22 protein-coding genes and 1 tRNA gene are annotated in these 21,934 nt (G+C 73.1%); 10 read left to right on the top strand and 13 right to left on the bottom strand.

All coding sequences use genetic code 11. The annotated features are described in order from the left end of the window. Positions 1-8: 8 nt before the first annotated feature. Both rpiA and Q8W71_RS20490 read right to left on the bottom strand, forming a co-directional pair. The gene (rpiA, locus tag Q8W71_RS20495; protein ID WP_305527253.1) at positions 9-722 is read right to left on the bottom strand and encodes a ribose-5-phosphate isomerase RpiA; all 714 of its coding nucleotides are present in this window, start codon (positions 720-722) and stop codon (positions 9-11) included. 147 nt (positions 723-869) lie between these two features. Further along, a complete protein-coding gene (locus tag Q8W71_RS20490) occupies positions 870-1,343 on the bottom strand; it encodes a hypothetical protein (RefSeq protein ID WP_305527252.1) in 474 nt (157 codons plus the stop codon). A 159-nt stretch (positions 1,344-1,502) separates the two neighbouring features. On the opposite strand from Q8W71_RS20490, the gene Q8W71_RS20485 reads away from it, so the two are divergent. Beyond that, entirely contained in the window at positions 1,503-2,186 is a 684-nt protein-coding gene (locus tag Q8W71_RS20485) for a phosphoglycolate phosphatase (protein WP_305527251.1), read from the top strand. A gap of 12 nt (positions 2,187-2,198) precedes the next feature. Here Q8W71_RS20485 and Q8W71_RS20480 read toward each other — a convergent pair whose 3' ends face one another. Together Q8W71_RS20480 and Q8W71_RS20475 are read right to left on the bottom strand one after the other, a co-directional pair. Beyond that, positions 2,199-3,353, bottom strand: a complete 1,155-nt coding sequence (locus tag Q8W71_RS20480; protein WP_305527272.1) for an aminotransferase class I/II-fold pyridoxal phosphate-dependent enzyme — start codon at positions 3,351-3,353, stop codon at positions 2,199-2,201. Positions 3,354-3,517: 164 nt separating this feature from the next. Further along, on the bottom strand, positions 3,518-4,045 hold the full coding sequence (locus Q8W71_RS20475) for a P-loop NTPase family protein (protein ID WP_305527250.1): 528 nt from the start codon (positions 4,043-4,045) through the stop codon (positions 3,518-3,520). Between the two features lie 200 nt (positions 4,046-4,245). Between Q8W71_RS20475 and Q8W71_RS20470 the strand changes: the two genes are divergently transcribed. From Q8W71_RS20470 to aat, 5 genes are all read left to right on the top strand, one after another. After that, positions 4,246-5,028 carry a DsbA family protein gene (locus Q8W71_RS20470; RefSeq protein WP_305527249.1) on the top strand — a complete coding sequence of 261 codons (783 nt, stop codon included), beginning with the start codon at positions 4,246-4,248 and terminating at the stop codon, positions 5,026-5,028. Between the two features lie 214 nt (positions 5,029-5,242). Then, positions 5,243-5,713, top strand: coding sequence for an acetyl-CoA carboxylase biotin carboxyl carrier protein (accB, locus tag Q8W71_RS20465; RefSeq protein WP_305527248.1), 471 nt, complete (start codon positions 5,243-5,245; stop codon positions 5,711-5,713). Between the two features lie 91 nt (positions 5,714-5,804). Further along, positions 5,805-7,157: an acetyl-CoA carboxylase biotin carboxylase subunit gene (gene accC / locus Q8W71_RS20460; RefSeq protein ID WP_305527247.1), complete on the top strand. Its 1,353-nt coding sequence runs from the start codon at positions 5,805-5,807 to the stop codon at positions 7,155-7,157. Between the two features lie 69 nt (positions 7,158-7,226). Then, positions 7,227-7,496 carry a hypothetical protein gene (locus Q8W71_RS20455; protein ID WP_305527246.1) on the top strand — a complete coding sequence of 90 codons (270 nt, stop codon included), beginning with the start codon at positions 7,227-7,229 and terminating at the stop codon, positions 7,494-7,496. 70 nt (positions 7,497-7,566) lie between these two features. Next, the gene (aat, locus tag Q8W71_RS20450) at positions 7,567-8,241 is read left to right on the top strand and encodes a leucyl/phenylalanyl-tRNA--protein transferase (protein WP_305527245.1); all 675 of its coding nucleotides are present in this window, start codon (positions 7,567-7,569) and stop codon (positions 8,239-8,241) included. A 55-nt stretch (positions 8,242-8,296) separates the two neighbouring features. Here aat and Q8W71_RS20445 read toward each other — a convergent pair whose 3' ends face one another. The 4 genes from Q8W71_RS20445 to Q8W71_RS20430 form a co-directional block, all read right to left on the bottom strand. Continuing rightward, positions 8,297-8,548: a hypothetical protein gene (locus Q8W71_RS20445; protein ID WP_305527244.1), complete on the bottom strand. Its 252-nt coding sequence runs from the start codon at positions 8,546-8,548 to the stop codon at positions 8,297-8,299. 177 nt (positions 8,549-8,725) lie between these two features. Beyond that, on the bottom strand, positions 8,726-9,364 hold the full coding sequence (locus tag Q8W71_RS20440; protein WP_305527243.1) for a DUF2155 domain-containing protein: 639 nt from the start codon (positions 9,362-9,364) through the stop codon (positions 8,726-8,728). A 131-nt stretch (positions 9,365-9,495) separates the two neighbouring features. Continuing rightward, positions 9,496-9,912, bottom strand: a complete 417-nt coding sequence (locus Q8W71_RS20435) for an NADH:ubiquinone oxidoreductase subunit NDUFA12 (protein WP_305527242.1) — start codon at positions 9,910-9,912, stop codon at positions 9,496-9,498. A gap of 158 nt (positions 9,913-10,070) precedes the next feature. After that, entirely contained in the window at positions 10,071-11,264 is a 1,194-nt protein-coding gene (locus Q8W71_RS20430; protein WP_305527241.1) for a pyridoxal phosphate-dependent aminotransferase, read from the bottom strand. 212 nt (positions 11,265-11,476) lie between these two features. On the opposite strand from Q8W71_RS20430, the gene Q8W71_RS20425 reads away from it, so the two are divergent. Then, the gene (locus Q8W71_RS20425; RefSeq protein ID WP_305527240.1) at positions 11,477-13,804 is read left to right on the top strand and encodes a Tex family protein; all 2,328 of its coding nucleotides are present in this window, start codon (positions 11,477-11,479) and stop codon (positions 13,802-13,804) included. A 214-nt stretch (positions 13,805-14,018) separates the two neighbouring features. Here Q8W71_RS20425 and Q8W71_RS20420 read toward each other — a convergent pair whose 3' ends face one another. Together Q8W71_RS20420 and Q8W71_RS20415 are read right to left on the bottom strand one after the other, a co-directional pair. Beyond that, positions 14,019-16,193 carry a sensor histidine kinase gene (locus Q8W71_RS20420; RefSeq protein ID WP_305527271.1) on the bottom strand — a complete coding sequence of 725 codons (2,175 nt, stop codon included), beginning with the start codon at positions 16,191-16,193 and terminating at the stop codon, positions 14,019-14,021. A gap of 97 nt (positions 16,194-16,290) precedes the next feature. After that, positions 16,291-16,614, bottom strand: coding sequence for an Rdx family protein (locus Q8W71_RS20415; RefSeq protein WP_305527239.1), 324 nt, complete (start codon positions 16,612-16,614; stop codon positions 16,291-16,293). Positions 16,615-16,795: 181 nt separating this feature from the next. Between Q8W71_RS20415 and Q8W71_RS20410 the strand changes: the two genes are divergently transcribed. Continuing rightward, positions 16,796-16,870 (top strand) — tRNA-Val (locus tag Q8W71_RS20410). A 147-nt stretch (positions 16,871-17,017) separates the two neighbouring features. After that, positions 17,018-18,550: an acyl-CoA carboxylase subunit beta gene (locus Q8W71_RS20405; protein ID WP_305527238.1), complete on the top strand. Its 1,533-nt coding sequence runs from the start codon at positions 17,018-17,020 to the stop codon at positions 18,548-18,550. Between the two features lie 10 nt (positions 18,551-18,560). Here the strand turns inward: Q8W71_RS20405 and Q8W71_RS20400 are convergent, their stop codons facing one another. Then, complete coding sequence (locus tag Q8W71_RS20400) at positions 18,561-19,016, bottom strand: ABC transporter ATPase (RefSeq protein ID WP_305527237.1); 456 nt, start codon at positions 19,014-19,016, stop codon at positions 18,561-18,563. 47 nt (positions 19,017-19,063) lie between these two features. After that, positions 19,064-19,960: a metallophosphoesterase gene (locus Q8W71_RS20395; protein ID WP_305527236.1), complete on the bottom strand. Its 897-nt coding sequence runs from the start codon at positions 19,958-19,960 to the stop codon at positions 19,064-19,066. 206 nt (positions 19,961-20,166) lie between these two features. Between Q8W71_RS20395 and hemC the strand changes: the two genes are divergently transcribed. Continuing rightward, positions 20,167-21,087 carry a hydroxymethylbilane synthase gene (gene hemC, locus Q8W71_RS20390; protein ID WP_305527235.1) on the top strand — a complete coding sequence of 307 codons (921 nt, stop codon included), beginning with the start codon at positions 20,167-20,169 and terminating at the stop codon, positions 21,085-21,087. Between the two features lie 158 nt (positions 21,088-21,245). Here the strand turns inward: hemC and Q8W71_RS20385 are convergent, their stop codons facing one another. Beyond that, positions 21,246-21,884, bottom strand: a complete 639-nt coding sequence (locus Q8W71_RS20385) for an aspartate/glutamate racemase family protein (RefSeq protein ID WP_305527234.1) — start codon at positions 21,882-21,884, stop codon at positions 21,246-21,248. Between the last annotated feature and the right edge of the window lie 50 nt (positions 21,885-21,934).

The raw sequence follows: 21,934 nt of genomic DNA, 5'->3' as shown, positions 1-21,934 counted from the left end.
GCGGCGCCTCAGGCGAGGCTGCCGAGCACGGTGACCTCGGCCCGGCCGCCGCGATCCGCGGCCAGGATCGCGGCGTCGGCGATGCCGAGGAACAGCCCGTGCTCCACGACGCCCGGCACGGCCCAGAGGCCGGCGCCGAGGACCTCCGGGTCGGGGATCGCTCCGAGTCGCGCGTCGAGGATGTGGTGGCCGCCGTCGGTGACCAGCGGCCGGCCGTCCGCGGTGCGGCGCAGGGAGACCGGCCCGGTGCAGCCCGCCGCGGCGACCGCCGCCTCGACGGCCCGGTGCGTCGCGGCGAGCCCGAACGGGTTCACCTCGACCGGCAGGGGAAAGGCGCCGAGCGTGGCGACGCGCTTGGCCGCGTCGGCGATCACCACCATGCGCCGGCTCGCGCAGGCGACGATCTTCTCGCGCAGGAGGGCCGCGCCCCCGCCCTTGATCAGTCGCAGGCTATCGTCGACCTCGTCGGCGCCGTCGATCGTCAGGTCGAGTTCCGGCACCTCGTCGAGGGTGGCGAGACGGATGCCCGCGGCCTCGGCCTGCGCGCGCGTCGCCTCCGAGGTCGGCACGCCCACGAGGTCGAGCCCGCCGCGCACCCGCTCGGCGAGCAGGTCGACGAAGGCGGCGGCGGTGGAGCCGCTGCCGAGGCCGAGCCGCATGCCGGGCTCGACGAGGTCGAGGGCGCGCGCGGCGGCGGCGCGCCGCAGGTCGGGCCCGCTCACGGGTGGACGCTCCGGACGAGGGCGGGGGGCTCGGGAAGGGGCATGCGGCGCGGATCTCGACGAGCCGGGACTCGGCCCGAAACTTGGCGGGTTGGGGCGGCCCCTAGCACGCCGCGAAGCGGACCGGAACGGGCCTCGTCACATCGATCAGGGTCGGCCGCCCTGCGGCGTGGCGCTGGCGCCCGCCCGGCCGGCAGACCCGCCGGCGGGCGGCGCGCCCTCCGCCCCCTCGGCGCCGGGACGGGCTTGCTGGGTGCAGACCACCTGCTCCTTCTTCACCAGCACGAAGCAGATGCTCATCTCGCCCGTGCGGTAGTTGACCCGGAACACGCCGGCCTCGCGGGCGTGGCGGCTTGAGACGAGCCCGTACTCGGAGGGCGGCTGCGGGCCGGCGCCCTCCCCGGAGCCGAAGCAGACGGTCTGGCCGATGCCGCCCCCCGATTCCTGAAGCCCGTACTGGCAGGAGGTGACCTCGCCGGTGACCTTGTCGACCCGGTACATGCGGTTGAGGTCGGTCTGCGGCGCGGGCACGAAGTCGTAGGAGGCCGCCGCGGCCGGCGCGGCGAGGAGGGCGAGGTGGAGCGCGGCGCCGGCGAGGCGCGTCGGCAGGAGAGGTCGCATGGCGGTCCCGGAGGCTGGAGCGCGCCCGCTTTCCCGCGGATTTCGGGCAAGTGTGGGGCGCAGCCCTCGGCACGGCGCGACCCCGCGCACAACCCGGCACTTGCCCGGTCCTCCGGCCGCGGCTAGCGAGGCCGCTCCCCTCGACACCGGAAAGCCCCCATGACCGCCCCGCCCATCGCCGTGTTCGACCTCGACGGCACGCTGGCCGAGACCGCGGGCGACCTCGTCGGCACGCTCAACGTGATCCTGAAGGGCGAGGGGCTGGCCGAGCTGCCGCTGTCGCGGGCCCGGGACATGATCGGCGCCGGGGCCCGGGCGCTGATCCGCCGCGGCTTCGAGGCGGAGGGGCGCCACCTGTCGGAGGCCGACCACGACCGGCTGTTCGACGCGTTCATCGCCCATTACAGCGGGCACCTCGCCGATTCCTCGCACCTGTTCCCCGGCGTCGTCGAGGCGCTCGATGCCCTGGAGGCGGCGGGCTTCCGGCTGGCGGTGTGCACCAACAAGTACGAGGGCCAGTCGGTCGAGCTGCTGCGCCTCCTCGGGGTCGGCCATCGCTTCGCGGCGATCTGCGGCCGGGACACGTTCCCGCAGGCCAAGCCCGACCCGCGCCACCTCACCGGCACCATCGACCGCGCCGGCGGCGACCCGGCCCGCGCCGTGATGATCGGCGATTCCCGCACCGACATCGACACCGCCAAGGCCGCGGGCATCCCGGTCGTGGCCGTCACCTTCGGCTACACCGACGTGCACGTCCGCGACCTCGGCCCCGACCGGGTGATCGAGCACTTTTCGGAACTGTTCGACGCGGTCACCGCGCTCGTGCCGCGCGCGGCGGCGTAGTCCCGGGGGCGATCAGGCGAGCCACGCCCGCAGCCGCGCCACCGCCTCGCGGCACTCGGCCTCCGAGCCGGCGAACGAGAAGCGGACGTGGTGGTTGCCCGCCTCCGGATCGAAGTCGAGCCCCGGGGTGGCGGCGACGCCCGCCTCGTCGAGCATCCGGCGGCAGAAGCCGGAGGCGTCGTTCGTCAGCGCCGCCACGTCCGCGTAGAGGTAGAAGGCCCCGTCGGCCGGGTGCACCCGGCCCAGCCCGAGGCCGGGGAAGGCGTCGAGCAGGATCGCGCGGTTGCGCGCGTAGCCGTCGCGCACGGCGTCGAGTTCCGCGCTCGCGTCGAAGGCCGCCAGCGCGCCGACCTGCGACAGGTAGGGCGCCGAGATGAACAGGTTCTGGGCGAGCCGCTCGATCGGGCGCACCAGCGCCTCCGGCACCACCATCCAGCCGACCCGCCAGCCGGTCATGCAGTGGTACTTCGAGAAGGAGTTGATCACCACCGCGTCCGCATCGAACTGGAGGGCGGTGGCGGTCGGTACGCCGTAGCTGAGGCCGTGATAGATCTCGTCGGAGATGAGCGGCAGGCCGAGCGCCCGCGCCTGCCCGCAGAGGTCGCGCAGCGCGCCCTCCGTGATCACCGTGCCCGAGGGGTTGGCCGGGCTCATCACCAGCACGCCGGAGAGGGGCGCGGCCGCGTGCGTCGCCGCAAGCAGCGCGGCGGTCGGGGCGAAACGGGCCTCGGCCCGGAGCGTCATCGGCGCCGGCACGAGGTCGAGGGCGGCCAGGATGTTGCGGTAGGCCGGGTAGCCGGGCTGCGGCACCGCCACCCGCGCGCCCGCGTCGAACAGGCTCATGAAGGCGAGGATGAAGCCGGCCGAGGAGCCGGTCGTCACCACCACCCGCTCCGGGGGGACGGCGACGCCGTACCGGTCGCGGTAGTCGCGGGCGATGCGCTCGCGCAGAGCCGGCAGTCCCAGCGCCTCGGTATAGGGCACCCGGCCGGCCTCCAGCGCCCGCTGCGCCGCCGCGATCACCGGGCGCGGGGCCGGGGCCGAAGGCTGCCCGACCTCCATGCGCACGGTGTCCGAGCCCGCCCGCACCCGCGCGGCGGCGGCGGCCATGACGTCCATCGCGAGAAAGGGCGCGACGGCGGCCGCGCGGCGGGAGATCGGGGTCATCGGCGCGTCCATCGCGGGCGTCCTGCGGGTGGGGCCGGGTTAGACCCTGGCGGCGCACGCCTCAACCGGCGGGCCGTCCTGCGGCCTCCGGACTGTCCGTTCGACCGGTCGGACAGTCCGATCGAAGGCGCGGACACGTGAGCCCCGGAGCGAAGGGCGCCCCGTCATCTGCGGAGATTCTCCGTCCTGTAGAACGCCCGCAGCCCCCGTCGATCCGGGATGAGGATCTTGGGCAGGGGACACCGGTCGAAGTTCGCCCTGTGGCGACGGCGGTTCTCGGGATCGACGAGTGCGATGTGGCGGATCATCGCCCACTTGATGCTGTCCCGGTCTCCCGCAAGACCGCCGACGCGCCGGCGCTCGAACAGGGTCCGGCGGACGTAGCGGAGCAGGCAGGTCGGTACCGACGCGTCGAGGAGGATGAGGCCCGTGGCGCGGGCGAGACGTCGGTCCGCGCACCGCGCGTAGTTGCCGTCCATCACCCACCGCGCTCCGGATAGTGCCGCATCGTGCAGGGCGAGGAACTCCGCCTCCGGGCGCGGCTGCCAGTCGGTGTCGGGCCGGTGGTAGAGTCGATCCAGGTGGATCGGCACGAGGTCCCGCGCCCGCGCTATGGCAGCGGCCAGGGTCGACTTGCCGCTGTTCGAAGGCCCCATGATGCAGATGCGCGGGCCGAGGTCGCTCAGATGCATGCCGCGCTCCGGGGCTCGCGAGCTGGAAGAATCGGGGCGAGGCCCGGTCCGGCCCGAACCGCGCGACGGGCTGCCCGCAACCTGCCGATCGATGGCGCGCGGCACCGCGTGCGCATTGACCGGGCGCCGCGAAAACGCCTAACCCCGTCCCTAACGCTCCCGTCACGCGCAGGCCCGCGACGCCGCGCAAGCGAGGACTTATGCCCGTCAGCCGCCATCGACCGATCCTGGCCCTCGCCCTCGGCCTCGCCGCCGCCCCGGCTTTCGCGCAGGCGCCGGCTCAGGCGCCCTCGCCCTTCACCGACGCGCAGCGCACGGCGATCGAGGGCATCGTCAAGGAATACCTGATCAAGAACCCGGACGTGCTCCAAGAGGTGCTCGCCGAGGCCGAGAAGCGGCAGACCGAGACCCAGCGCCTCGCCCAGGCCGCGGCGCTCAAGGAATCGCGCGAGGCCCTGCTCAATGGTCCGCACGACGTGATCGCGGGCAACCCCCAGGGCGACATCACGCTGGTCGAGTTCTTCGACTACAATTGCGGCTACTGCCGCAAGGCTTTGACCGACCTCCAGACGCTGATCAAGACCGATCCGAAGCTGCGGGTGGTGATCAAGGATTTCCCGGTGCTGGGCCAGGAATCCCTGGAGGCGAGCCAGGTCGCCATCGCCGTGCGCCAGCAGCTCAAGGGCGACAAGCTGTTCGAGTTCCACCAGAAGCTCCTGGAGAGCAAGGGCCGGGTGAACGGCGCCCGGGCGATCCAGGTCGCCAAGGATCTCGGCGCCGACACCGCCAAGCTCCAGAAGGACATGGCCAGCCCCGAGGTGAAGGCGGCGCTCGCCGAGAATCGCGGCCTCGGCGACCGGCTCGGCCTGTCGGGCACCCCGGCCTTCATCGTCGGCGACGAGATCATCCCCGGCGCCGTCGGGGTCGAGCCGATCCGCAAGACCATCGCCGACGTGCGCCAGTGCGGCCACGCCTCCTGCTGACCCGTTCCACGCCCGGCCCGGCCTTGTCGCGGCGGGGGGCCTTCGTCTAAGGGCCTGTCGCGAGGCATCCGCCGGATCGCCGCGGCCGGCGGGAGCGCTCCCGGCCTCCGGGGCGTTCCTGCGAGATGCGGACATGCGCGGACCGCGCGGTCGCGGCGGCGTCCGGCAGGGGCTGGGCGCACCGACGGACGCGAGCCCACACGAAGAAGGCCGGATGCCCAAGCACGATCCCATCGACCCCGAGCTCGTGCGCGCGCTCGCCAACCTCGTCACCGAGACCGGCCTGTCCGAGATCGAGGTCGAGAGCGGCGACCTGCGCATCCGCGTCGCCCGCCGGATCGAGCCCGTCGCCGTCCAGGTCGCAGCGCCCGTCCCGGCCGCGATGCCCGCGCCGCAGGCGGCCCCGTCGCCGGCGGCTGCGCCGCCCGCGGCCGAGTCCCCGCGCGCGCAGCTCGGCGCCGTGCCCTCCCCGATGGTCGGCACCGCCTACCTGCGGCCCTCGCCCGACGCGAAGGCGTTCGTGGACGTCGGATCGCGCGTCGAGGTCGGCGACAAGCTGCTGCTCATCGAGGCGATGAAGACCTTCAACGAGATCGTCGCGCCGCGGGCCGGCACCGTCACGGCGATCTTCGTCGAGGACGGTCAGCCCGTCGAGTTCGGCGAGGCCCTGCTCGCGATCGCGTGACGATGATGTCCGCCGACGCGCATCCTGGCTGCCGCGGATCCCCGGCGCGGCGCGCGAACCGGCGCCCACCCCGCTCGAAGATGCTGGCCTGATGTTCGACAAGATCCTGATCGCCAACCGCGGCGAGATCGCCCTCCGGATCCTGCGGGCGGCCAAGGAACTCGGGATCGCGACGGTGGCGGTGCACTCCACCGCCGACGCCGATGCCATGCATGTGCGGCTCGCCGACGAGAGCGTCTGCATCGGGCCGCCCGTCGCCCGCGACAGCTACCTGAACATCCCGTCGATCATCGCCGCCTGCGAGATCACCGGCGCCGACGCGGTGCATCCGGGCTACGGCTTCCTCTCCGAGAACGCCCAGTTCGCCGAGGTGCTGGCCCACCACGAGATCGGCTTCATCGGCCCCAAGGCCCATCACATCCGGACCATGGGCGACAAGATCGAGGCCAAGCGGACGGCGATGCGGCTCGGCATCCCGTGCGTGCCGGGCTCGGAGGGCGGCGTCGAGGACGCGGCCGAGGCCAAGCGCGTGGCGGCCGAGATCGGCTACCCCGTCCTCGTGAAGGCGGCGGCCGGCGGCGGCGGCCGCGGCATGAAGGTCGCCCGCTCGGAAGCCGATCTGGAGCAGGCGATCGGCATGGCCCGCTCCGAGGCGAAGGCGGCCTTCGGCGACGACGCGGTCTACCTGGAGAAGTACCTGGAGAAGCCGCGCCACATCGAGGTGCAGGTGCTCGGCGACGGGCGCGGCGGCGCGGTCCACCTCGCCGAGCGCGACTGCTCGCTCCAGCGCCGCCACCAGAAGGTCTGGGAAGAGGGCGGCTCGCCCGCGCTCAACGAGTCGATGCGCGCCGAGATCGGCGGTATCTGCGCCAACGCGATGAAGGAGCTGGGCTATCTCGGCGCCGGCACGGTCGAGTTCCTGTACGAGGACGGGCGCTTCTACTTCATCGAGATGAACACCCGCATCCAGGTCGAGCACCCGGTCACCGAGATGATCACCGGTATCGACCTCGTGATCGAGCAGATCCAGGTCGCCTCGGGCGGCCCGCTCTCGGTGAGCCAGTCCGACATCAAGGTCGAGGGCCACGCCATCGAGTGCCGGATCAACGCCGAGCACCCGGAGACCTTCCGCCCTTCGCCCGGCCTGATCACCTACTTCCACCCGCCCGGCGGGCTGGGCGTGCGCGTCGACTCGGCCGCCTTCCAGGGCTACCGCATCCCGCCGCACTACGATTCGCTGATCGGCAAGCTGATCGTCCACGGCCGCACCCGCAACGAGTGCATGATGCGGCTGCGCCGGGCGCTCGACGAGTTCGTGATCGACGGGGTCGACACCACCCTCCCCCTGTTCCGGACTCTGGTGCGCAACGCCGACGTGCAGAACGGCCTGTACGATATCCACTGGCTGGAGAAGTTCCTGGGGATCGGCGGTCACGCCGCCTGAGACGGGTCCGAGGAACGCGCGACCTGTCCCGGCCGTTGGGGCGCACATCCAACGACCGAGGCCCTTTCCATGCGCATCGCCCTCCTCGTGGCCGGCGGCCTGCTCGCCGCCAGCCCCGCCCTCGCCTTCGACAACGGCAACGTCGAGCAGCCCTCTCGGATCACCACGCAGTCCGGCCAGACCACGGCCGGGCCGATCGCCACCTCGCCCTATTCCGGCGGCTCGGCCGAGGTCGTCTACGGCGGCCCGCCCGTCGTGGTCGACGTGCCCGTCGCGGCCGGTCCGGGCGTGATCGTCGGGCCGGCGCCGGCCGGCGTCGTGGTCGTTCCCGTCCGCTGAGATCGAACCGGAGCCCGCCCGCCAGGGCGGGCTCTGGCGTTCCACGCGGGGCTAGCCGACATTGAGGCCCATGCACGACGGCACCCGCGTAGAGATCACCCCCGAGATCCTGCTGAAGGCCTACGCGGCGGGCATCTTCCCGATGGCCGAGGATGCGGACGACCCGACCCTGTACTGGGTCGAGCCGCGGGCCCGCGGCGTGCTGCCCCTCAACCGGTTCCGGGTGCCGCGCCGGCTCGCGCGGACGGTCCGCGCCGACGCCTTCACGGTCCGCAGCGATGCCGATTTCGACGCGGTGATCGGCGGCTGCGCGGCGCCTCGCCGGGACAGCGAGCGCACCTGGATCAACGGCCGCATCCGCGATCTCTACGGGGCGCTGTTCGATCTCGGCCACGTCCACACGGTCGAGGTCTACGCCGGGGAGAGGCTGGTCGGCGGACTCTACGGCGTCTCGCTCGGCGCCGCGTTCTTCGGCGAGAGCATGTTCCACACGGTGCGCGACGCCTCGAAGGTCGCCCTCGTCCACCTGATGGGCCGTCTGCGCGCGGGCGGCTACCGGCTCGCCGACACCCAGTTCGTCACCGAGCACCTGACGCAGTTCGGCGCCGAGGAGATGCCCCGCCACGCCTACAAGCGCCGCCTCGCCGACGCCCTCGACGCCGCCGCGGACTGGTCGGTCTGGCCCGGCGACGGCAGCGTCCGGGGGGCCCAGGTGCTCGCCGCGCTCGCGCCGGATACGGCGTGACGCATCCGAGCGGCCGGCCGGCAGGACCCCGTGCAGCGGCCACGCGCCGCCGGCGTCACAGCTTGCGCGCGATGCCGGAACCGGCATGGATGGCCCGCCTCCGCCCGTGACGGCGCCGCCGGGCTCGGACGCGCTCGACCCAGCCGAGGGCGCCGGTGGCTGCCCGATCGAGGACGAACAGGACCGCACTGACGGCGATCGTCAGGATGCACACGCCTCCGATCAGGACGCCCCAGATCCCGGGCGCCGGCAGAATCATGAGGCACAGCAGGCCGAATACGGCCAAGCCGGAAATCCACATCGCCATCGCGCTGTCCACGTCGAGAACGCCGATCTCGGCGCCGTCGAGTCTACGACAGGAGCGTTGAGACAATCGTTAAAGTCAGAACTTCATAAAAGAAGTTGTAATTCGGGACGTTGCCCGCGAACAGCGTGCATCCCGGTCCATCGACGGTTCGGCTCGGGCGCCGATCGCGGCCGCCCGTCAGCGGAACAGCGCGTCGAAGATCGATTGCGGCTGCTGGGGCGGCGGAGCCGGCGCCGGCCCCTCGTTCGACGGGAAGAACTTCCGGGACGGCTTCTGGCGCGGCTGGACGGGCACGCCGCGCGGCGCCTCCACGTCCACCTGTCCGGCGGAGTTGATCTGCTGCGCGGTCTTGGTCGCGTCCTTCCCGGGGCGCTTGGCCTTCTCGGGCTTGGAGGCGAGCGCGGGCACGTCCTCCTGCTCCTTGGCCTCGGCGATCACGTCGCTGCCGCCTTTGCAGTCGACGAGCCACACGTCGTAGATCGGGTGCTCGATCGCGTGCAGGCCGGGGCTCGCAGCGAACATCCAGCCGGTGAAGATGCGCCGGTACTTGTTGTCGAGCGTGACCTCGTCGACCTCGAGGAACGCCGTGGTCTTGGCGGGCTCGGTCGGCGGCCGGGTGTAGCAGACGCGCGGCGTGAGCTGGAGGGCGCCGAACTGCACGGTCTCGTCCACCGCCACTTCGAACGACACGATCCGCCCGGTGATCTTGTCGAGGCCGGAGAAGACCGCGGTCGGATTCTTGATCTTGTCGGCCGTTGCCGGCCCGGCCCAGAGGGCGAGGGCCAGGGCGGCGGCGCTGGCGGTGGTGCGGCTCACGGCGTGGGGCCCCTCGGCGAAGTGAAGCCCGCCGCGCCGATGCGGTGCGGCGGCCGGATCTGACCCGCGTTCAACACCGCAACGGTGGCGGCAAAAGGGCGCCGGACGTGTCGGGACGCCGCCCGCGCGGCCTACTCGCCCGGCGTCCAGGGGGCGTAGTCGCCCGTCGCCGCCGGCCGCGAACCCCAGGAGAGCTGCGAGCCCGCCGGCCGGTAGGCGTTGGCCGTGCCGGTCTGGTTCTCCACGTGCGGCTTCTGCCACGGGCGCGGGGTGTACGCCTCCTCGCTCGGGGCGACATCGACGTTGTGGCACAGCCAGCCGCGCCAGCCCGGCGGCACCTTCGAGGCGTCGGCGTAGCCGTTGTAGACGACCCAGCGCCGCTCGGAGCCGACCGAGCGATCGATGAGCGCGCCTTCCGCCTTGTAGTACTTGTTGCCGAGTTCGTCCTCGCCGACGAACGTGCCCGCGCGCGCGGTGTCGAGCGCGACCGAGACGGTCTGGCCGTTCCACCACGTGAAGACGCGCAGCAGGGTGTCCTTGAGTGCCATCGCCGGTTCCGGGCTCGTGACGCGGTCCGGCCGCGCCCGGGCCGGTTATGGGGAGAGCGCCCCGTCAAGTCCAGCCGCAACGCCGCGGCCCCGGCGCGCGGGCACGGAACGCGACCTTGCGGCAGCTCGCTCCCGCGCGAGATCCTAGTGCAGTGCGCCTACCGGCCGCCGAGCACGGCCGATAAGCGGCTCACCGCCTCGCGCGCGAGCGCCGGGCTGATGGCGAAGCACATCCGCACGAAGCCCTCACCTTCGGGACCGAAGGCCGTGCCCGGCGCGACGCCGACTTTCGCCTCGCTGAGGAGCCGGAAGGCGAGGTCGAGGCTCCGCTCGCCCTCGGACAGGCGGGCCATGAGGTAGAACGCCCCGTCCGGCGCCGCCGCCGTCACCCCCGGCAGGCGCGTCAGCCCGTCCACCAGGATCGCGCGGCTCTCGGCGCAGCGGGCCACCGTCTCGCGGATGAAGCCGTCGCCCTCGTCGAGCGCGGCGACCGCGGCGTGCTGCACGAAGGTCGGGATCGAGGTGGTGTTGTACTGGCCGAGCTTGGCGAACACCGGCCCCAGCCCGCGCGGAAAGATCAGCCAGCCGGCGCGCCAGCCGGTCATCGCCCAGTTCTTGGAAAACGTGTTGGCGACGATCAGGCGGTCGTCCTCGGTGCAGATCTGAAGGAAGGACGGGGTGAGCCCGTCGCCGTAGTTGAAGTGGGCGTAGACTTCGTCGGCGAGGAGCCACAGGCCCCGCGCCCGGGCGAGGTCGCGGAGCGCGATCATCTCGGCGCGCGGCATGATCCAGCCGGTGGGGTTCGACGGCGAGTTGACCATCACCACCCGGGTCCGCGGGGTGATCGCGGCGGCGATGTCCTCCAGCGGCAGCGAGAACCGCCCGTCCGGCCCGACGCGATAGGGCACGGTGACCGGCACGCCGCCGGTGACGCGCACGGCCTCCGCGAGGTTCGGCCAGCCCGGGGACGGCATGACGATCTCGTCGCCGGGCTCCAGCAGCGCCTGCGCCGCCTGCATGATCGCGTTCATGCCGCCGACCGTCACCGCGAAGCGCTCGGCGGGCACGTCCACCCCCCAGTGCCGGGCGTGGTAGGCCGAGAGCGCTTCCCGCAGGCGGGGCAGGCCGAGCGAGGTGACGTAGCGCGTGTGCCCGGCGCGCATCGCCCGGTGCGCGGCCTCGACGATGAAGTCCGGCGTCGGCAGGTCGCCCTCGCCGATCCACAGCTTGACCACGTCGGGGTCGTCGCGGCCGCGGTCGGCCACCAGCCCGATCTGGCTGGTGCGGATGCCCTGGATCCGCGGCGACAGGCCGGCGGCGAGGTCGAGCACGGGGGACACCGGATCGGTCATGGGGAATGGGCTCGTGTTGGGACGGCGCGCCGGGACGTCGCGCGGCGGCGCCTCGACGGTCCCGGCTGCTGGGGGGATGGGGCGAGCCTGACGGTTTCGCGCGCCCGCGTCCAGAGCCGGTGCCGCACGGGTCGCGCTCGGGACGCGGCACCGCCTTCTCACCCGGCGGCGGGGAGCTTATGCCCTGGGCTCGCCCCTTCGTCGGAGCCGCCATGACATCCGTGACCCAGCGCATCGCCGAGGAACTCCGGGTCCGGGAGGCGCAGGTGGCCGCGGCGGTGGCGTTGCTCGACGGCGGCTACACCGTCCCGTTCATCGCCCGCTACCGCAAGGAGGCCACGGGTTCGCTCGACGACGCGCAGCTCCGGACCCTGGAGGAGCGGCTCGGCTACCTCCGAGAGTTGCAGGACCGGCGCAAGGCGGTGGTCGAGAGCATCCGCGCGCAGGGCAAGCTGACGCCGGAGCTGGAGCGCGCCATCGCCGCCGCCGACACCAAGGCGCGGCTGGAGGACATCTACCTCCCCTATCGGCCCAAGCGCCGGACCAAGGCGCAGACCGCCCGCGAGGCGGGGCTGGGGCCGCTCGCCGAAGCGCTGCTCGCGCGACCGGAGGTGAGCCCTGAGCGGCAGGCGGCCGCCTTCGTCGCGCCGGACAAGGGCGTCGCCGATGCCGCGTCGGCACTGGAGGGCGCGCAATCCATCCTGATCGAGCGCTTCGCCGAGGATGCCGACCTGATCGGCCGGCTGCGCGAGGATTTCTGGCGCACGGGTTCCCTCGCCTCGAAGGTCCGCCGCGGAAAGAAGACGGACGGCGCGAAGTTTTCCGACTACTTCGATTGGCGCGAGCGCCTGGAGCGCATGCCCTCGCACCGGGTGCTCGCGGTGTTTCGCGGCGAGACGGAGGAGGTGCTCTCCGTCGATTTCGAAGCCGAGGGCGAGGAGGCGCCGCCCGGGGGCCTGAGCGCGTTCGAGGCCGCGATCTGCCGCCGCCACGGCATCGCCGACCGGGGCCGGCCCGGCGACGCGTGGCTGCTGGAGGTCGCCCGCACCGCGTGGCGGACGAAGATCCGGACCGGGATCCGGGCCGACCTGCGCGCGCGCCTGTTCGAGCGCGCCGAGGACGCGGCGGTGAAGGTGTTCGCCGGGAACCTCAAGGACCTGCTGCTCGCCGCCCCCGCGGGCGGACGCGCCACGATCGGGCTCGATCCCGGCTACCGCAACGGCGTGAAGGCGGCGGTGATCGACCGCACCGGCAAGGTGGTCGCCGTGGAGACGGTCCATCCCCACGAGCCGCAGCGGCGCTGGGCGGAGGCGCTGGCGGCGCTCGGCCGGCTCTGCCGCGCGCACCGGGTGGAACTCGTCGCGATCGGCAACGGCACCGCCTCGCGCGAGACCGACCGGCTCGCCGCAGAACTCCTCGGGGCCAACCCCGATCTCAAGATGGCCAAGGTCACGGTCTCCGAGGCCGGGGCCTCGGTCTACTCGGCCTCGGCGGTCGCCTCGCGCGAATTGCCCGACCTCGACGTCTCGCATCGCGGCGCGGTGTCGATCGCCCGCCGACTCCAGGATCCGCTGGCCGAGCTGGTGAAGATCGACCCGAGATCGATCGGCGTCGGCCAGTACCAGCACGATGTCGGCGAGGGGAAGCTGTCGCGCTCGCTGTCGGCCGTGGTGGAGGACGCGGTGAACGCGGTCGGCGTCGAGGTGAACACCGCCTCGCCGCTGCTGCTCGCGCAGGTCTCGGGGCTCGGCGAGGCGGTGGCCGGCCGCATCGTCGCCCATCGGGACGCCAACGGCCCGTTCCGCACCCGCGCCGGGCTGAAGGCGGTGCCGGGGCTCGGCCCCAAGACCTTCGAGCTGGCGGCCGGATTCCTGCGCATCCGCGACGGCGAAGACCCCCTCGACAGCTCGGGCGTCCACCCGGAAGCCTACCCCGTGGTGCGGCGCATCCTCCAGGCGACCGGGGGCGACATCCGCGCGCTGATCGGCAACGGTGCCGCCCTCGGCCGCCTCGCACCGGCGGCCCTGGCCGATGCCCGCTTCGGCGAGCCGACCGTGCGCGACATCATCGCCGAGCTGGAGAAGCCGGGGCGCGACCCCCGGCCGGCCTTCCGCACCGCGACGTTCCAGGAGGGTGTCGAGACGATCGGCGACCTGAAGCCGGGGATGCAACTGGAGGGCGTGGTCACGAACGTGGCGGCGTTCGGCGCGTTCGTCGATGTCGGCGTCCACCAGGACGGGCTGGTGCACGTCTCGGCGATGGCGCGGCGCCGGATCGCCAGTCCCTCGGAGGTGGTGAAGACCGGTGAGGTGGTGCGCGTCCTCGTCCTGTCGGTGGATGTGCTGCGCAAGCGCATCGCCCTGTCGATGCGCCTCGACGACCCGATCGAACCGGCGCAGGGCGGGCGCCGGGACCGGCCAGCGGGCGGCTCCCGGCCGGAGCCGCGGCCGGCAGCGCCGAAGCCCGCACCGCGGCCCGACGCGGGCGGCGCGCTCGCCGACGCCTTCCGCCGGGCGGGGGCGCCGCAGAAGCGGTCGTGATGGTGGCTGCCCGCCGCTTCTGCGCGCGGAGCGAGGCGATCCGGCAGCGCTCTCGCTAGAGCGCTCTCCGCCGAAGTGGACGCCGGTTCGGCGAAAGAGAGCGTGTCAAAACAAGGACTTAGAGTCGAGCCCGATTGCAACGCGATCGGGAACGGCTCTAGGCAACGGGCGCAGCCCCGCGTCGCTTCGCCGACGTTCGCGATGACGATCGCGCCTAACCCGCCAGCGGCAGCGGCGCGATCCGCGCCGGGGCCACGGCGCTCTTGCGCTCCATCAGGCCCGGCGGCGGCACCGGCGCGTCGATGGTACAGACCACGCCGGCGGGCTCGTAGCTGAGCGTCACCTCCCCCGCGAGTTCCCGGGCGAGGCTGCGCTCGATCAGCCGCGAGCCGAAGCCGGTGCGGGTCGGCTTCTGCACCGGCGGGCCGCCGCTCTCGGTCCAGCGCAGGGTCAGCCGCGTCTCGCCCTCGCGCCGCACCGTCCAGGCGATCCCGACCTGCCCGCCCTCCGCCGAGAGCGCGCCGTACTTGACCGCGTTGGTGCCGAGCTCGTGCAGCGCCATGGCGATCGACAGCGCCAGCCGCGGCGGCAGGCGCAGAGCCGGGCCGACGACGCGGAAGCGCGAGGGGCTGCCGTCGGTCGATTCGAGCGGGCGGATGGCGTCGGCGACCACCGCCGACAGCTCGGCGCCGTCCCAGCTCTCGCGGGTCAGCACGTCGTGCACCCGGGCGAGCGCCAGCAGCCGCGCCTCGAAGGCGGCGCGAGCGGCGTCGGCCTCCGGGCCTTCGAGACCGCGCAGGGACTGCCCGGCGATCGACTGGACGGTGGCCAGGGTGTTCTTCACCCGGTGGTTCAGCTCGTGGATCAGGAGCAGCAGGTGCTCCTCGGCGAACTTCGCGTCGGTGATGTCGACGTTGCAGCCGGTGTAGCCGAGGAAGCGCCCGGCATCGTCGAGGCGCGGCACGCCCTCGCAACGCAGCCAGCGCACCGCCCCGGTGCGGTCGATCACCCGGACCTCGGTGCGGAACGGCGCCCGGGCGTCGAACGCCTCCTGGAAGGTGACGCGGAACGCTTCGAGGTCGTCGGGGTGCACGATCCGGTGCCAGCCCTCGTCGGCGAGTTCCGCCGCGGGCATGCCGAACAGGTGCTCGAAATGCAGGTTGGCGAAGCTGACCTCGCCCGCATCGTCGGTCATCCAGATCAGCGCGGGGGCCGAATCGGCCATGTGCCGGAACCGCGCCTCGCTCTCGCTGAGCGCCGAGAGGCCGCGCCGGGTCTCCTCCAGCGCCCGGTCGCGCTCCTCCTCGCGGGTGCGCAGGCGCTGCGACGCCTCGGCCAGCACCGCCCCGAGCCGCTGGATCTCGTGCACCGGCGAGGGCACGCGCGGGATCGCCTCGCCGCGGGCGAGCGCCGGGCCGGAGGCGGCCAGGATCCGCAGGGGCCGCGAGACCCGGGACCACAGGTTGACAGCGAGCACCGACGAGGTCGCCAGCACCAGGAGGCCGAAGCCGGCGAAGGCCCAGACCCAGCGGCGGACCCGGGCGTCGACCAGCACCTGCGGGATGCTGGTCCCCACGGTCCAGCCGGTCAGCCGGGAGCGGGCCTCGATCACCACCACCGGCCTGTGCTGGCGGTCCTGCCCCTCCCAGACGCCGGGCGTCCCGGTCTGCGTCTGGCGCAGGGTGGCGAGCCGCGGCCGCCCGACCACCGCACCGGGATCGGGCAGGCGCGCCAGCACGGTCCCGTTCCGGTCCGAGATGCCGGTCGTCCAGCCCTGCACGACCTCGCGGGCGAGGATGCCCTGGAGGCGGGAGAGCGGCACGGTGAAGCTGAGGATGTAGGCGACCTCGCCGTCCATCATCACCGGAACGCCGACCGCGTAGCTCGCCTGATCCGGGGTCGGGCCGGGCACGAAGCCGCTCACCATCGCCCGCTGCGTGCCCTTGGCGAGGTCGTGGTCGAAGGGCAGCGGCACCAGCGGCAGCGGCGCGCCGCGGGGCACGCCGGTGTTGACCATCTCCTGGCCATCGGGCCGGCGCAGCAGCACGTCGAGATCGATCGACTCGCGCACGAGGCGCGCCTGCGCGTCGAAGGCGGCGAAATCGCCGTCGCGGATCCGCGGCGAGGTCGCGAGCGTCTGAAGCACCGAGACGAGCCCCGCCGTGTCCCGGTCGAGCGACAGGCCGATGCCGCGCACGTTCTCGCGGGCGTCCTGCTCGAAGCGGGCGCGCTCGGCCGAGGCGTAGCGCATCAGCAGGATGCCGGTGAAGATCAGGCCGGGCCCGATCAGCGCCACCACCAGGGCGATCAGGTAGACCTGCGTCGAGAAGCCGTTGCGGCCGAACCGGTGCAGCCGTCGCGACAGCCACGACCGGCGCGCGGGGACCACCGCGGGGACGGCGGTGCCGCTGCCCTCGCGCTCGGGGCTCAAGCCCGGCCCTTCCCCGGACCGCGGTGCCCTGCGGGGCCCTCGCCGATGCGTCGCGTCATGGCCGGTCGATATGGCCGAGATCGCGCGCCGGGTCGAGACGGTCGCGCACGCGCTGCTTCAGGGCCTTCACGTCGGGGAAGCCGCCGTCCCGCACCCGCTCCCAGACCAGGGCGGGGCCGACCTCGATCCGGAAGGTCCCGCCGCTGGCGGGAATCAGCGCCACCTCGCCGAGGTCGCCGCGGAAGGTCGAGAGCAGTTCCTGCGCCATCCAGGCGGCGCGCAGCAGCCAGTTGCACTGCGTGCAGTAGGTGATGGCCACCCGCGGCCCGGCCGCCACCGCGGCGTCGTCCGGCCGCTCGCCCGCTCGGGTCTCGTCCATCGCGGCACAGCGCACCGGCCGGCCCGCCTTGTCAACCTCGCGGCCGGGAACTTTCCGGAGCCGGAAAACTTCCCCTGCCCGCGCTTGACGCCCCCGGCCGCCGCACCCTAGAAGGCCGGCATCCGGTCGCTGGCGGCGCTGAGCGCCACGGCTTCCGCGTCGCGGCCCGAACGCGGCGGACGGACGGTTAGCACAGCGGTAGTGCGTTCCCTTCACACGGGAAAGGTCGCAGGTTCGATCCCTGCACCGTCCACCATTCTCTCCCCCCGAAAGTCTCGGTTCAACTTCGTCCGCGTCGGTTTGCCGCCTGATGAGCCCGTGCTAAGGCCGCCGTCAGCGAACGCATAAGCTTCGCCCCGGGCGGAGCCTGCGGGCGGGCACACGGTCAGGGGCGGATACCGCGATGAAGGACATTCTCGACAAGCTCGCGGAGCGGCGCGACCAGGCGCGCCTCGGCGGCGGCGAGAAGCGGGTGGACGCCCAGCACAAGCGCGGCAAGCTGACCGCGCGCGAGCGCATCGAACTCCTGCTCGACCACGGGTCGTTCGAGGAGTTCGACATGTTCGTGCAGCACCGCTCCACCGATTTCGGCATGGAGCGGCAGAAGATCCCCGGCGACGGCGTCGTCACCGGCTGGGGCACGATCAACGGCCGCACCGTCTTCCTGTTCTCGAAGGACTTCACCGTCTTCGGCGGCTCGCTGAGCGAGGCGCACGCGCAGAAGATCGTGAAGGTCCAGGACATGGCGCTGAAGATGCGCGCCCCGATCATCGGCATCTTCGACGCCGGCGGCGCCCGCATCCAGGAGGGCGTCGCGGCGCTGGGCGGCTACGGCGAGGTCTTCCGCCGCAACGTCATGGCGTCGGGCGTCATCCCGCAGATCTCGGTGATCATGGGCCCCTGCGCGGGCGGCGACGTGTACTCGCCGGCCATGACCGACTTCATCTTCATGGTCCGCGACACGAGCTACATGTTCGTCACCGGCCCGGACGTGGTGAAGACGGTGACCAACGAGGTGGTCACGGCCGAGGAACTCGGCGGCGCCAAGGTCCACACCACCAAGTCCTCGATCGCCGACGGCGCGTTCGAGAACGACGTGGAGGCGATCCTCCAGATCCGGCGCCTGCTCGACTTCCTGCCCGCCAACAACATCGAGGGCGTGCCGGAGATCGAGAGCTTCGACGACGTGAACCGTCTCGACATGTCGCTCGACACGCTGATCCCCGACAACCCGAACAAGCCCTACGACATGGGCGAGCTGATCCGCCGGATCGTCGACGAGGGCGACTTCTTCGAGATCCAGGCGGCGTATGCCCGCAACATCATCACCGGCTTCGGCCGGATCGAGGGGCGGACCGTCGGCTTCGTCGCCAACCAGCCGCTGGTGCTGGCCGGCGTGCTCGACTCGGACGCCTCGCGCAAGGCCGCCCGCTTCGTGCGCTACTGCGACGCCTTCTCGATCCCGATCGTCACCTTCGTGGACGTGCCGGGCTTCCTACCGGGCACCGCGCAGGAATACGGCGGCCTGATCAAGCACGGCGCCAAGCTGCTGTTCGCCTACAGCCAGGCGACGGTGCCGCTGGTGACGATCATCACCCGCAAGGCGTTCGGCGGCGCCTACGACGTCATGGCCTCCAAGCACGTCGGCGCCGACGTGAACTACGCGTGGCCCACCGCCCAGATCGCGGTGATGGGCGCCAAGGGCGCGGTGGAGATCATCTTCCGCAGCGAGCTGGGCGATCCGGACAAGATCGCCGAGCGGACCGCCGAGTACGAGGGCCGGTTCCTGTCGCCGTTCGTGGCGGCCGAGCGCGGCTACATCGACGAGGTGATCATGCCCCACTCCACCCGCCGCCGCATCGCCCGGGCGCTCGGCATGCTCCGGACCAAGGAGATGGAGCAGCCCTGGAAGAAGCACGACAACATCCCGCTCTGAGCGGGCATCCTCAGCTCCGGTCGCTGTGCTCGATCACCGCGCACAGCGTCAGCGGCCCCTTGTCCGGGGCGTTCATGGCCGAGCAGGTGACCCGGGCGCCGCCCAGATCGACGTTGCTGTGGCGCATGCGGGTCGCGGTGGCCTGGGCGCGGTGGGCGGCCTCGGCGATCACGGCCGTGTCGATCCCCGTCACCGCGTGGCCGGCCTTGGCGAACAGGTCGTAGTAGGTCTCCGGCGGGCTCGCCCCGCGGAACTGCGCGCCGACCGAGGACAGCGCCGGGGCACCGCAGGCGAGCGTCAGCGTCGTGTCGGGGCCTGCGGTGAAGCTCGCGTAGTCGGTGCTCTGGCGCTCGACCGCCGCGCCGGTCTCCGCGGCGACGCGGGCGATCAGCGTCCCGCACTCGTCGGCGCGCGCCGGGAGGCTGGCACCGAGGGCGGCGAGGGCGAGGAGCGTGGCGGCGCGCATGACCGGTGAGCTAGCGCGCCGCCCGATGGCCGCCAGCGCCGCGGCGATCAGGCGCGGGCGCCGAGGTCGAGGAGCACGATCTCCGGCGGCACGCCCAGGCGCACGGGCATGCGGCTCACGCCGAAACCGCCCGACACGATCATGTGCCGGCCGTCCGCGACCACGTGGCCGTAGGACACGTCGATCCCCCGGACCCGGCGGATGGCGGGCGAGCGCCCGAACAGGCGCACCTGGCCGCCGTGGGTGTGGCCCGCGAGCGTCAGCGCGACCCGCTCCGGAACCTCCGGGAAGATGTAGGGCTCGTGCGCCATCAGGAGCACCGGCGCGTCGTCGGTGATCAGGGCGAGCGTTCCCGGCAGATCTTCGAGGCCGGTCTCGAGGCCGTAGAACGGCTGCTGATCGGCGAGCCCGGCGAGCCAGAACGGGTGCCCGTCCTTGGCGAGGCGCACCGCGCCGTTCTCCAGCACCGGGATGCCGCGATCCTCCAGCAGGCGCTTGACCGCCGGCGTGCCAGCCCGGGCGCGCTGGACCTGTTCGTCGTCCCACCAATCGTGGTTGCCGAGGATGGCGTGGACGCCGAGCGGCGCCTTGAGCCCCTCCGCCAAACGCGCGAACTCGGCTAGCGGCAGCCGGCGCCACGCGATCCGCCCGGCCGGGTAATCGCCGAGCATCAGCACGAGGTCGGGCTTCAGGGCATTGGTGGCGTCGACGATCTCCGCGACCCGGTCGAAGGGCATGAACGGCTCGCAGACGTGGAAGTCGGCGAGCACCGCCACCCGCAGCCGCAGCTCCGGGTTCCAGCGCGGCAGCGCCGGGGCGTAGCGCGTCACCACCAGCCGGTGCAGGGGCTCCACGTCGAAGGCGTAGACGCCGGTGGCGGCCACGAGGCCGGCGCCCGCGCCGAGCCCGGTCAGGAACTGCCGGCGGCTCGGCAGGATCAGCATGGCGGCGTCTCGAAGGGTCGAGGAAGGTCGATCGGGACGATACCCGGGCAGTCCGGCCAAACCGGGGCGGCTGCGCGATCATGCGCCGACACCGTTTCGCGCGTGTGAAGCGTAGGCTTTTGCACGGGTGCGGAGATGGCTTGCCGGCCCAGTCCCGCTATAAGGGCGAACCGCCCGCCCTCTCCGTGCGAAAAGTCACACCCACGATGAAGCGTCCCCTGCGCATCGGCACCCGCGGCAGCCCGATGGCGCTCGCCCAGACCGGGATGGTGCGCGACCGGATCGTGGCCGCCAATCCGGGCCTGGAGACGGAGCTGGTCGTCGTGACCACCGTGGCGGACAAGATCCTCGACCGGCCGCTCTCGGAGATCGGCGGCAAGGGGCTGTTCACCAAGGAACTGGAGCAGGCCCTGTTCGCCGACGCGGTCGACGTCGCCGTCCATTCGATGAAGGATGTCGAGACGTGGCTGCCGGACGGGCTCGTCATCGGCTGCATCCTGGAGCGGGACGACCCGCGCGACGCGTTCCTGTCGCCGCACGCGGACGGGCTCGCCGGATTGCCCGCGGGCGCGCGGGTCGGCACCTCCTCCCTGCGGCGGGGCGCCCAGGTGCTGATGCACCGTCCCGACCTGCGGGTCGTGCCCCTGCGCGGCAACGCCAACACCCGCATGCGCAAGCTGGAGGCGGGGGAGTGCGACGCGACGCTGCTGGCGCTCGCCGGGCTCCAGCGCCTCGGCCTGGAGGGCATGGCCCGCTCCGTCCTGCCGGTGGAGGAGATGCTGCCGGCGGTGGCGCAGGGCGCGCTCGGGATCGAGTGCCGGGCGGACGACGACGCGATCCGCGCGCTGCTCGCGCCGATCGCCTGCGCCCGCACCACCACCGCGATCGCGGCGGAGCGGGCGCTGCTCGCCGAACTCGACGGCTCCTGCCGGACGCCGATCGCCGCGCTGGCGCGGATCGACGGCGAGCGCCTGCGGATCGACGGGCTGCTGTTCCTGCCCGACGGCAGCCGGCACTGGGCGGCCTCCGGCGAGGGGCCCGCGGCGGAGGCGGCGCGGATCGGGCAAGAGGCCGGGGCGGCGCTGAAGGCGCAGGCCGGCGAGGTCTACGCCCGGCATCTCCAGTGAACTGCCCGTGACCGCCGTCGCCATCGACGTGTCCACGCATGGCGGGCGCGGGCTCACCGGCTGCGCCGCCCTGGCCGCGCCGGGATCGGACACGATGGTGGCGCCGGGGCGGCGATCGGCCTGAGCGGTTTCGAACAGGGCGGCGTTCGTCGCGCCCCTCAGATCGCCGCGGCCGCCGCGAGCCCCGCGCTCGGGCTGTCGAGGGGCCGACGGTCCGTGCGGGCCCGGTCCGCCGCAGCGGCCATCGAGGCCTGCGCCAGGGCCACGCACGCCGCGCCCTCCCGCTCGGCGGCCTCGGCGCTCCGGGCGATCATGTCCCAGTAGCGCTCGCGGTCGCCGGACCGGAACGCGTCCCACGCGCCGGGGACAAGCGCGACGACGACCTCCGCCCCCGTCTCCGATCCGACCCGCTCGAACAGGCGGCGGGTCGGGTCCACCGTGGTCTCGACGGCGCAGAGCACCACGACCCGGCCGCCCGCCGCCACGGCTCGGCGGGCCAGGGCTTCGTCGACGCGCAAGACCGGGACGGGCGCGCCCGCAGCCGCGGCCTCCGCCGCGGGCCCGAGGGTCGAGCAGGTGAGGAGGACGGCGTCGGCGCTGGCGCACAGGCCGCGCAGCGCGTCCGCGGTCCGGACGGCGATCTCCGGCGTCACGCCGCCGGCGCGCTCGGCATCGGCGAGCAGGTCGGCCCGCACGGTGTGACCGAGCGCGATCCCGCGCAGGCCCGATCGCCCCAGGGCGTCGTCGAACACAGCGACGTTGCTCTCGGCGGTGTGGAGGCAGGCTACGCGGCGCATCGCCGTGCCGCGGGCCTCTCCCGGGGCTCGTCGACCGTCACCCGGAGCCG

Origin of the sequence: Methylobacterium amylolyticum, assembly GCF_030700245.1 — a bacterium.
Lineage (GTDB): Bacteria > Pseudomonadota > Alphaproteobacteria > Rhizobiales > Beijerinckiaceae > Methylobacterium.
The sequence above is the reverse complement of the archived record's forward strand: the minus strand, read 5'-3'. Positions and strand labels throughout refer to the sequence as shown.

Excerpts from the sequence above, each read along its gene's own strand:
- Q8W71_RS20490 (WP_305527252.1), bottom strand. The coding sequence starts at position 1,343 with ATGCGACCTCTCCTGCCGACGCGCCTCGCCGGCGCCGCGCTCCACCTC.
- accB (WP_305527248.1), top strand. The coding sequence starts at position 5,243 with ATGCCCAAGCACGATCCCATCGACCCCGAGCTCGTGCGCGCGCTCGCC.
- Q8W71_RS20385 (WP_305527234.1), bottom strand. The coding sequence starts at position 21,884 with ATGCGCCGCGTAGCCTGCCTCCACACCGCCGAGAGCAACGTCGCTGTG.
- Q8W71_RS20480 (WP_305527272.1), bottom strand. The coding sequence starts at position 3,353 with ATGACCCCGATCTCCCGCCGCGCGGCCGCCGTCGCGCCCTTTCTCGCG.
- Q8W71_RS20475 (WP_305527250.1), bottom strand. The coding sequence starts at position 4,045 with ATGCATCTGAGCGACCTCGGCCCGCGCATCTGCATCATGGGGCCTTCG.
- hemC (WP_305527235.1), top strand. The coding sequence starts at position 20,167 with ATGAAGCGTCCCCTGCGCATCGGCACCCGCGGCAGCCCGATGGCGCTC.
- Q8W71_RS20485 (WP_305527251.1), top strand. The coding sequence starts at position 1,503 with ATGACCGCCCCGCCCATCGCCGTGTTCGACCTCGACGGCACGCTGGCC.
- Q8W71_RS20445 (WP_305527244.1), bottom strand. The coding sequence starts at position 8,548 with ATGGCGATGTGGATTTCCGGCTTGGCCGTATTCGGCCTGCTGTGCCTC.
- aat (WP_305527245.1), top strand. The coding sequence starts at position 7,567 with ATGCACGACGGCACCCGCGTAGAGATCACCCCCGAGATCCTGCTGAAG.
- Q8W71_RS20435 (WP_305527242.1), bottom strand. The coding sequence starts at position 9,912 with ATGGCACTCAAGGACACCCTGCTGCGCGTCTTCACGTGGTGGAACGGC.
- Q8W71_RS20400 (WP_305527237.1), bottom strand. The coding sequence starts at position 19,016 with ATGCGCGCCGCCACGCTCCTCGCCCTCGCCGCCCTCGGTGCCAGCCTC.
- Q8W71_RS20415 (WP_305527239.1), bottom strand. The coding sequence starts at position 16,614 with ATGGACGAGACCCGAGCGGGCGAGCGGCCGGACGACGCCGCGGTGGCG.
- Q8W71_RS20430 (WP_305527241.1), bottom strand. The coding sequence starts at position 11,264 with ATGACCGATCCGGTGTCCCCCGTGCTCGACCTCGCCGCCGGCCTGTCG.
- Q8W71_RS20425 (WP_305527240.1), top strand. The coding sequence starts at position 11,477 with ATGACATCCGTGACCCAGCGCATCGCCGAGGAACTCCGGGTCCGGGAG.
- Q8W71_RS20395 (WP_305527236.1), bottom strand. The coding sequence starts at position 19,960 with ATGCTGATCCTGCCGAGCCGCCGGCAGTTCCTGACCGGGCTCGGCGCG.
- Q8W71_RS20405 (WP_305527238.1), top strand. The coding sequence starts at position 17,018 with ATGAAGGACATTCTCGACAAGCTCGCGGAGCGGCGCGACCAGGCGCGC.
- Q8W71_RS20455 (WP_305527246.1), top strand. The coding sequence starts at position 7,227 with ATGCGCATCGCCCTCCTCGTGGCCGGCGGCCTGCTCGCCGCCAGCCCC.
- Q8W71_RS20470 (WP_305527249.1), top strand. The coding sequence starts at position 4,246 with ATGCCCGTCAGCCGCCATCGACCGATCCTGGCCCTCGCCCTCGGCCTC.
- accC (WP_305527247.1), top strand. The coding sequence starts at position 5,805 with ATGTTCGACAAGATCCTGATCGCCAACCGCGGCGAGATCGCCCTCCGG.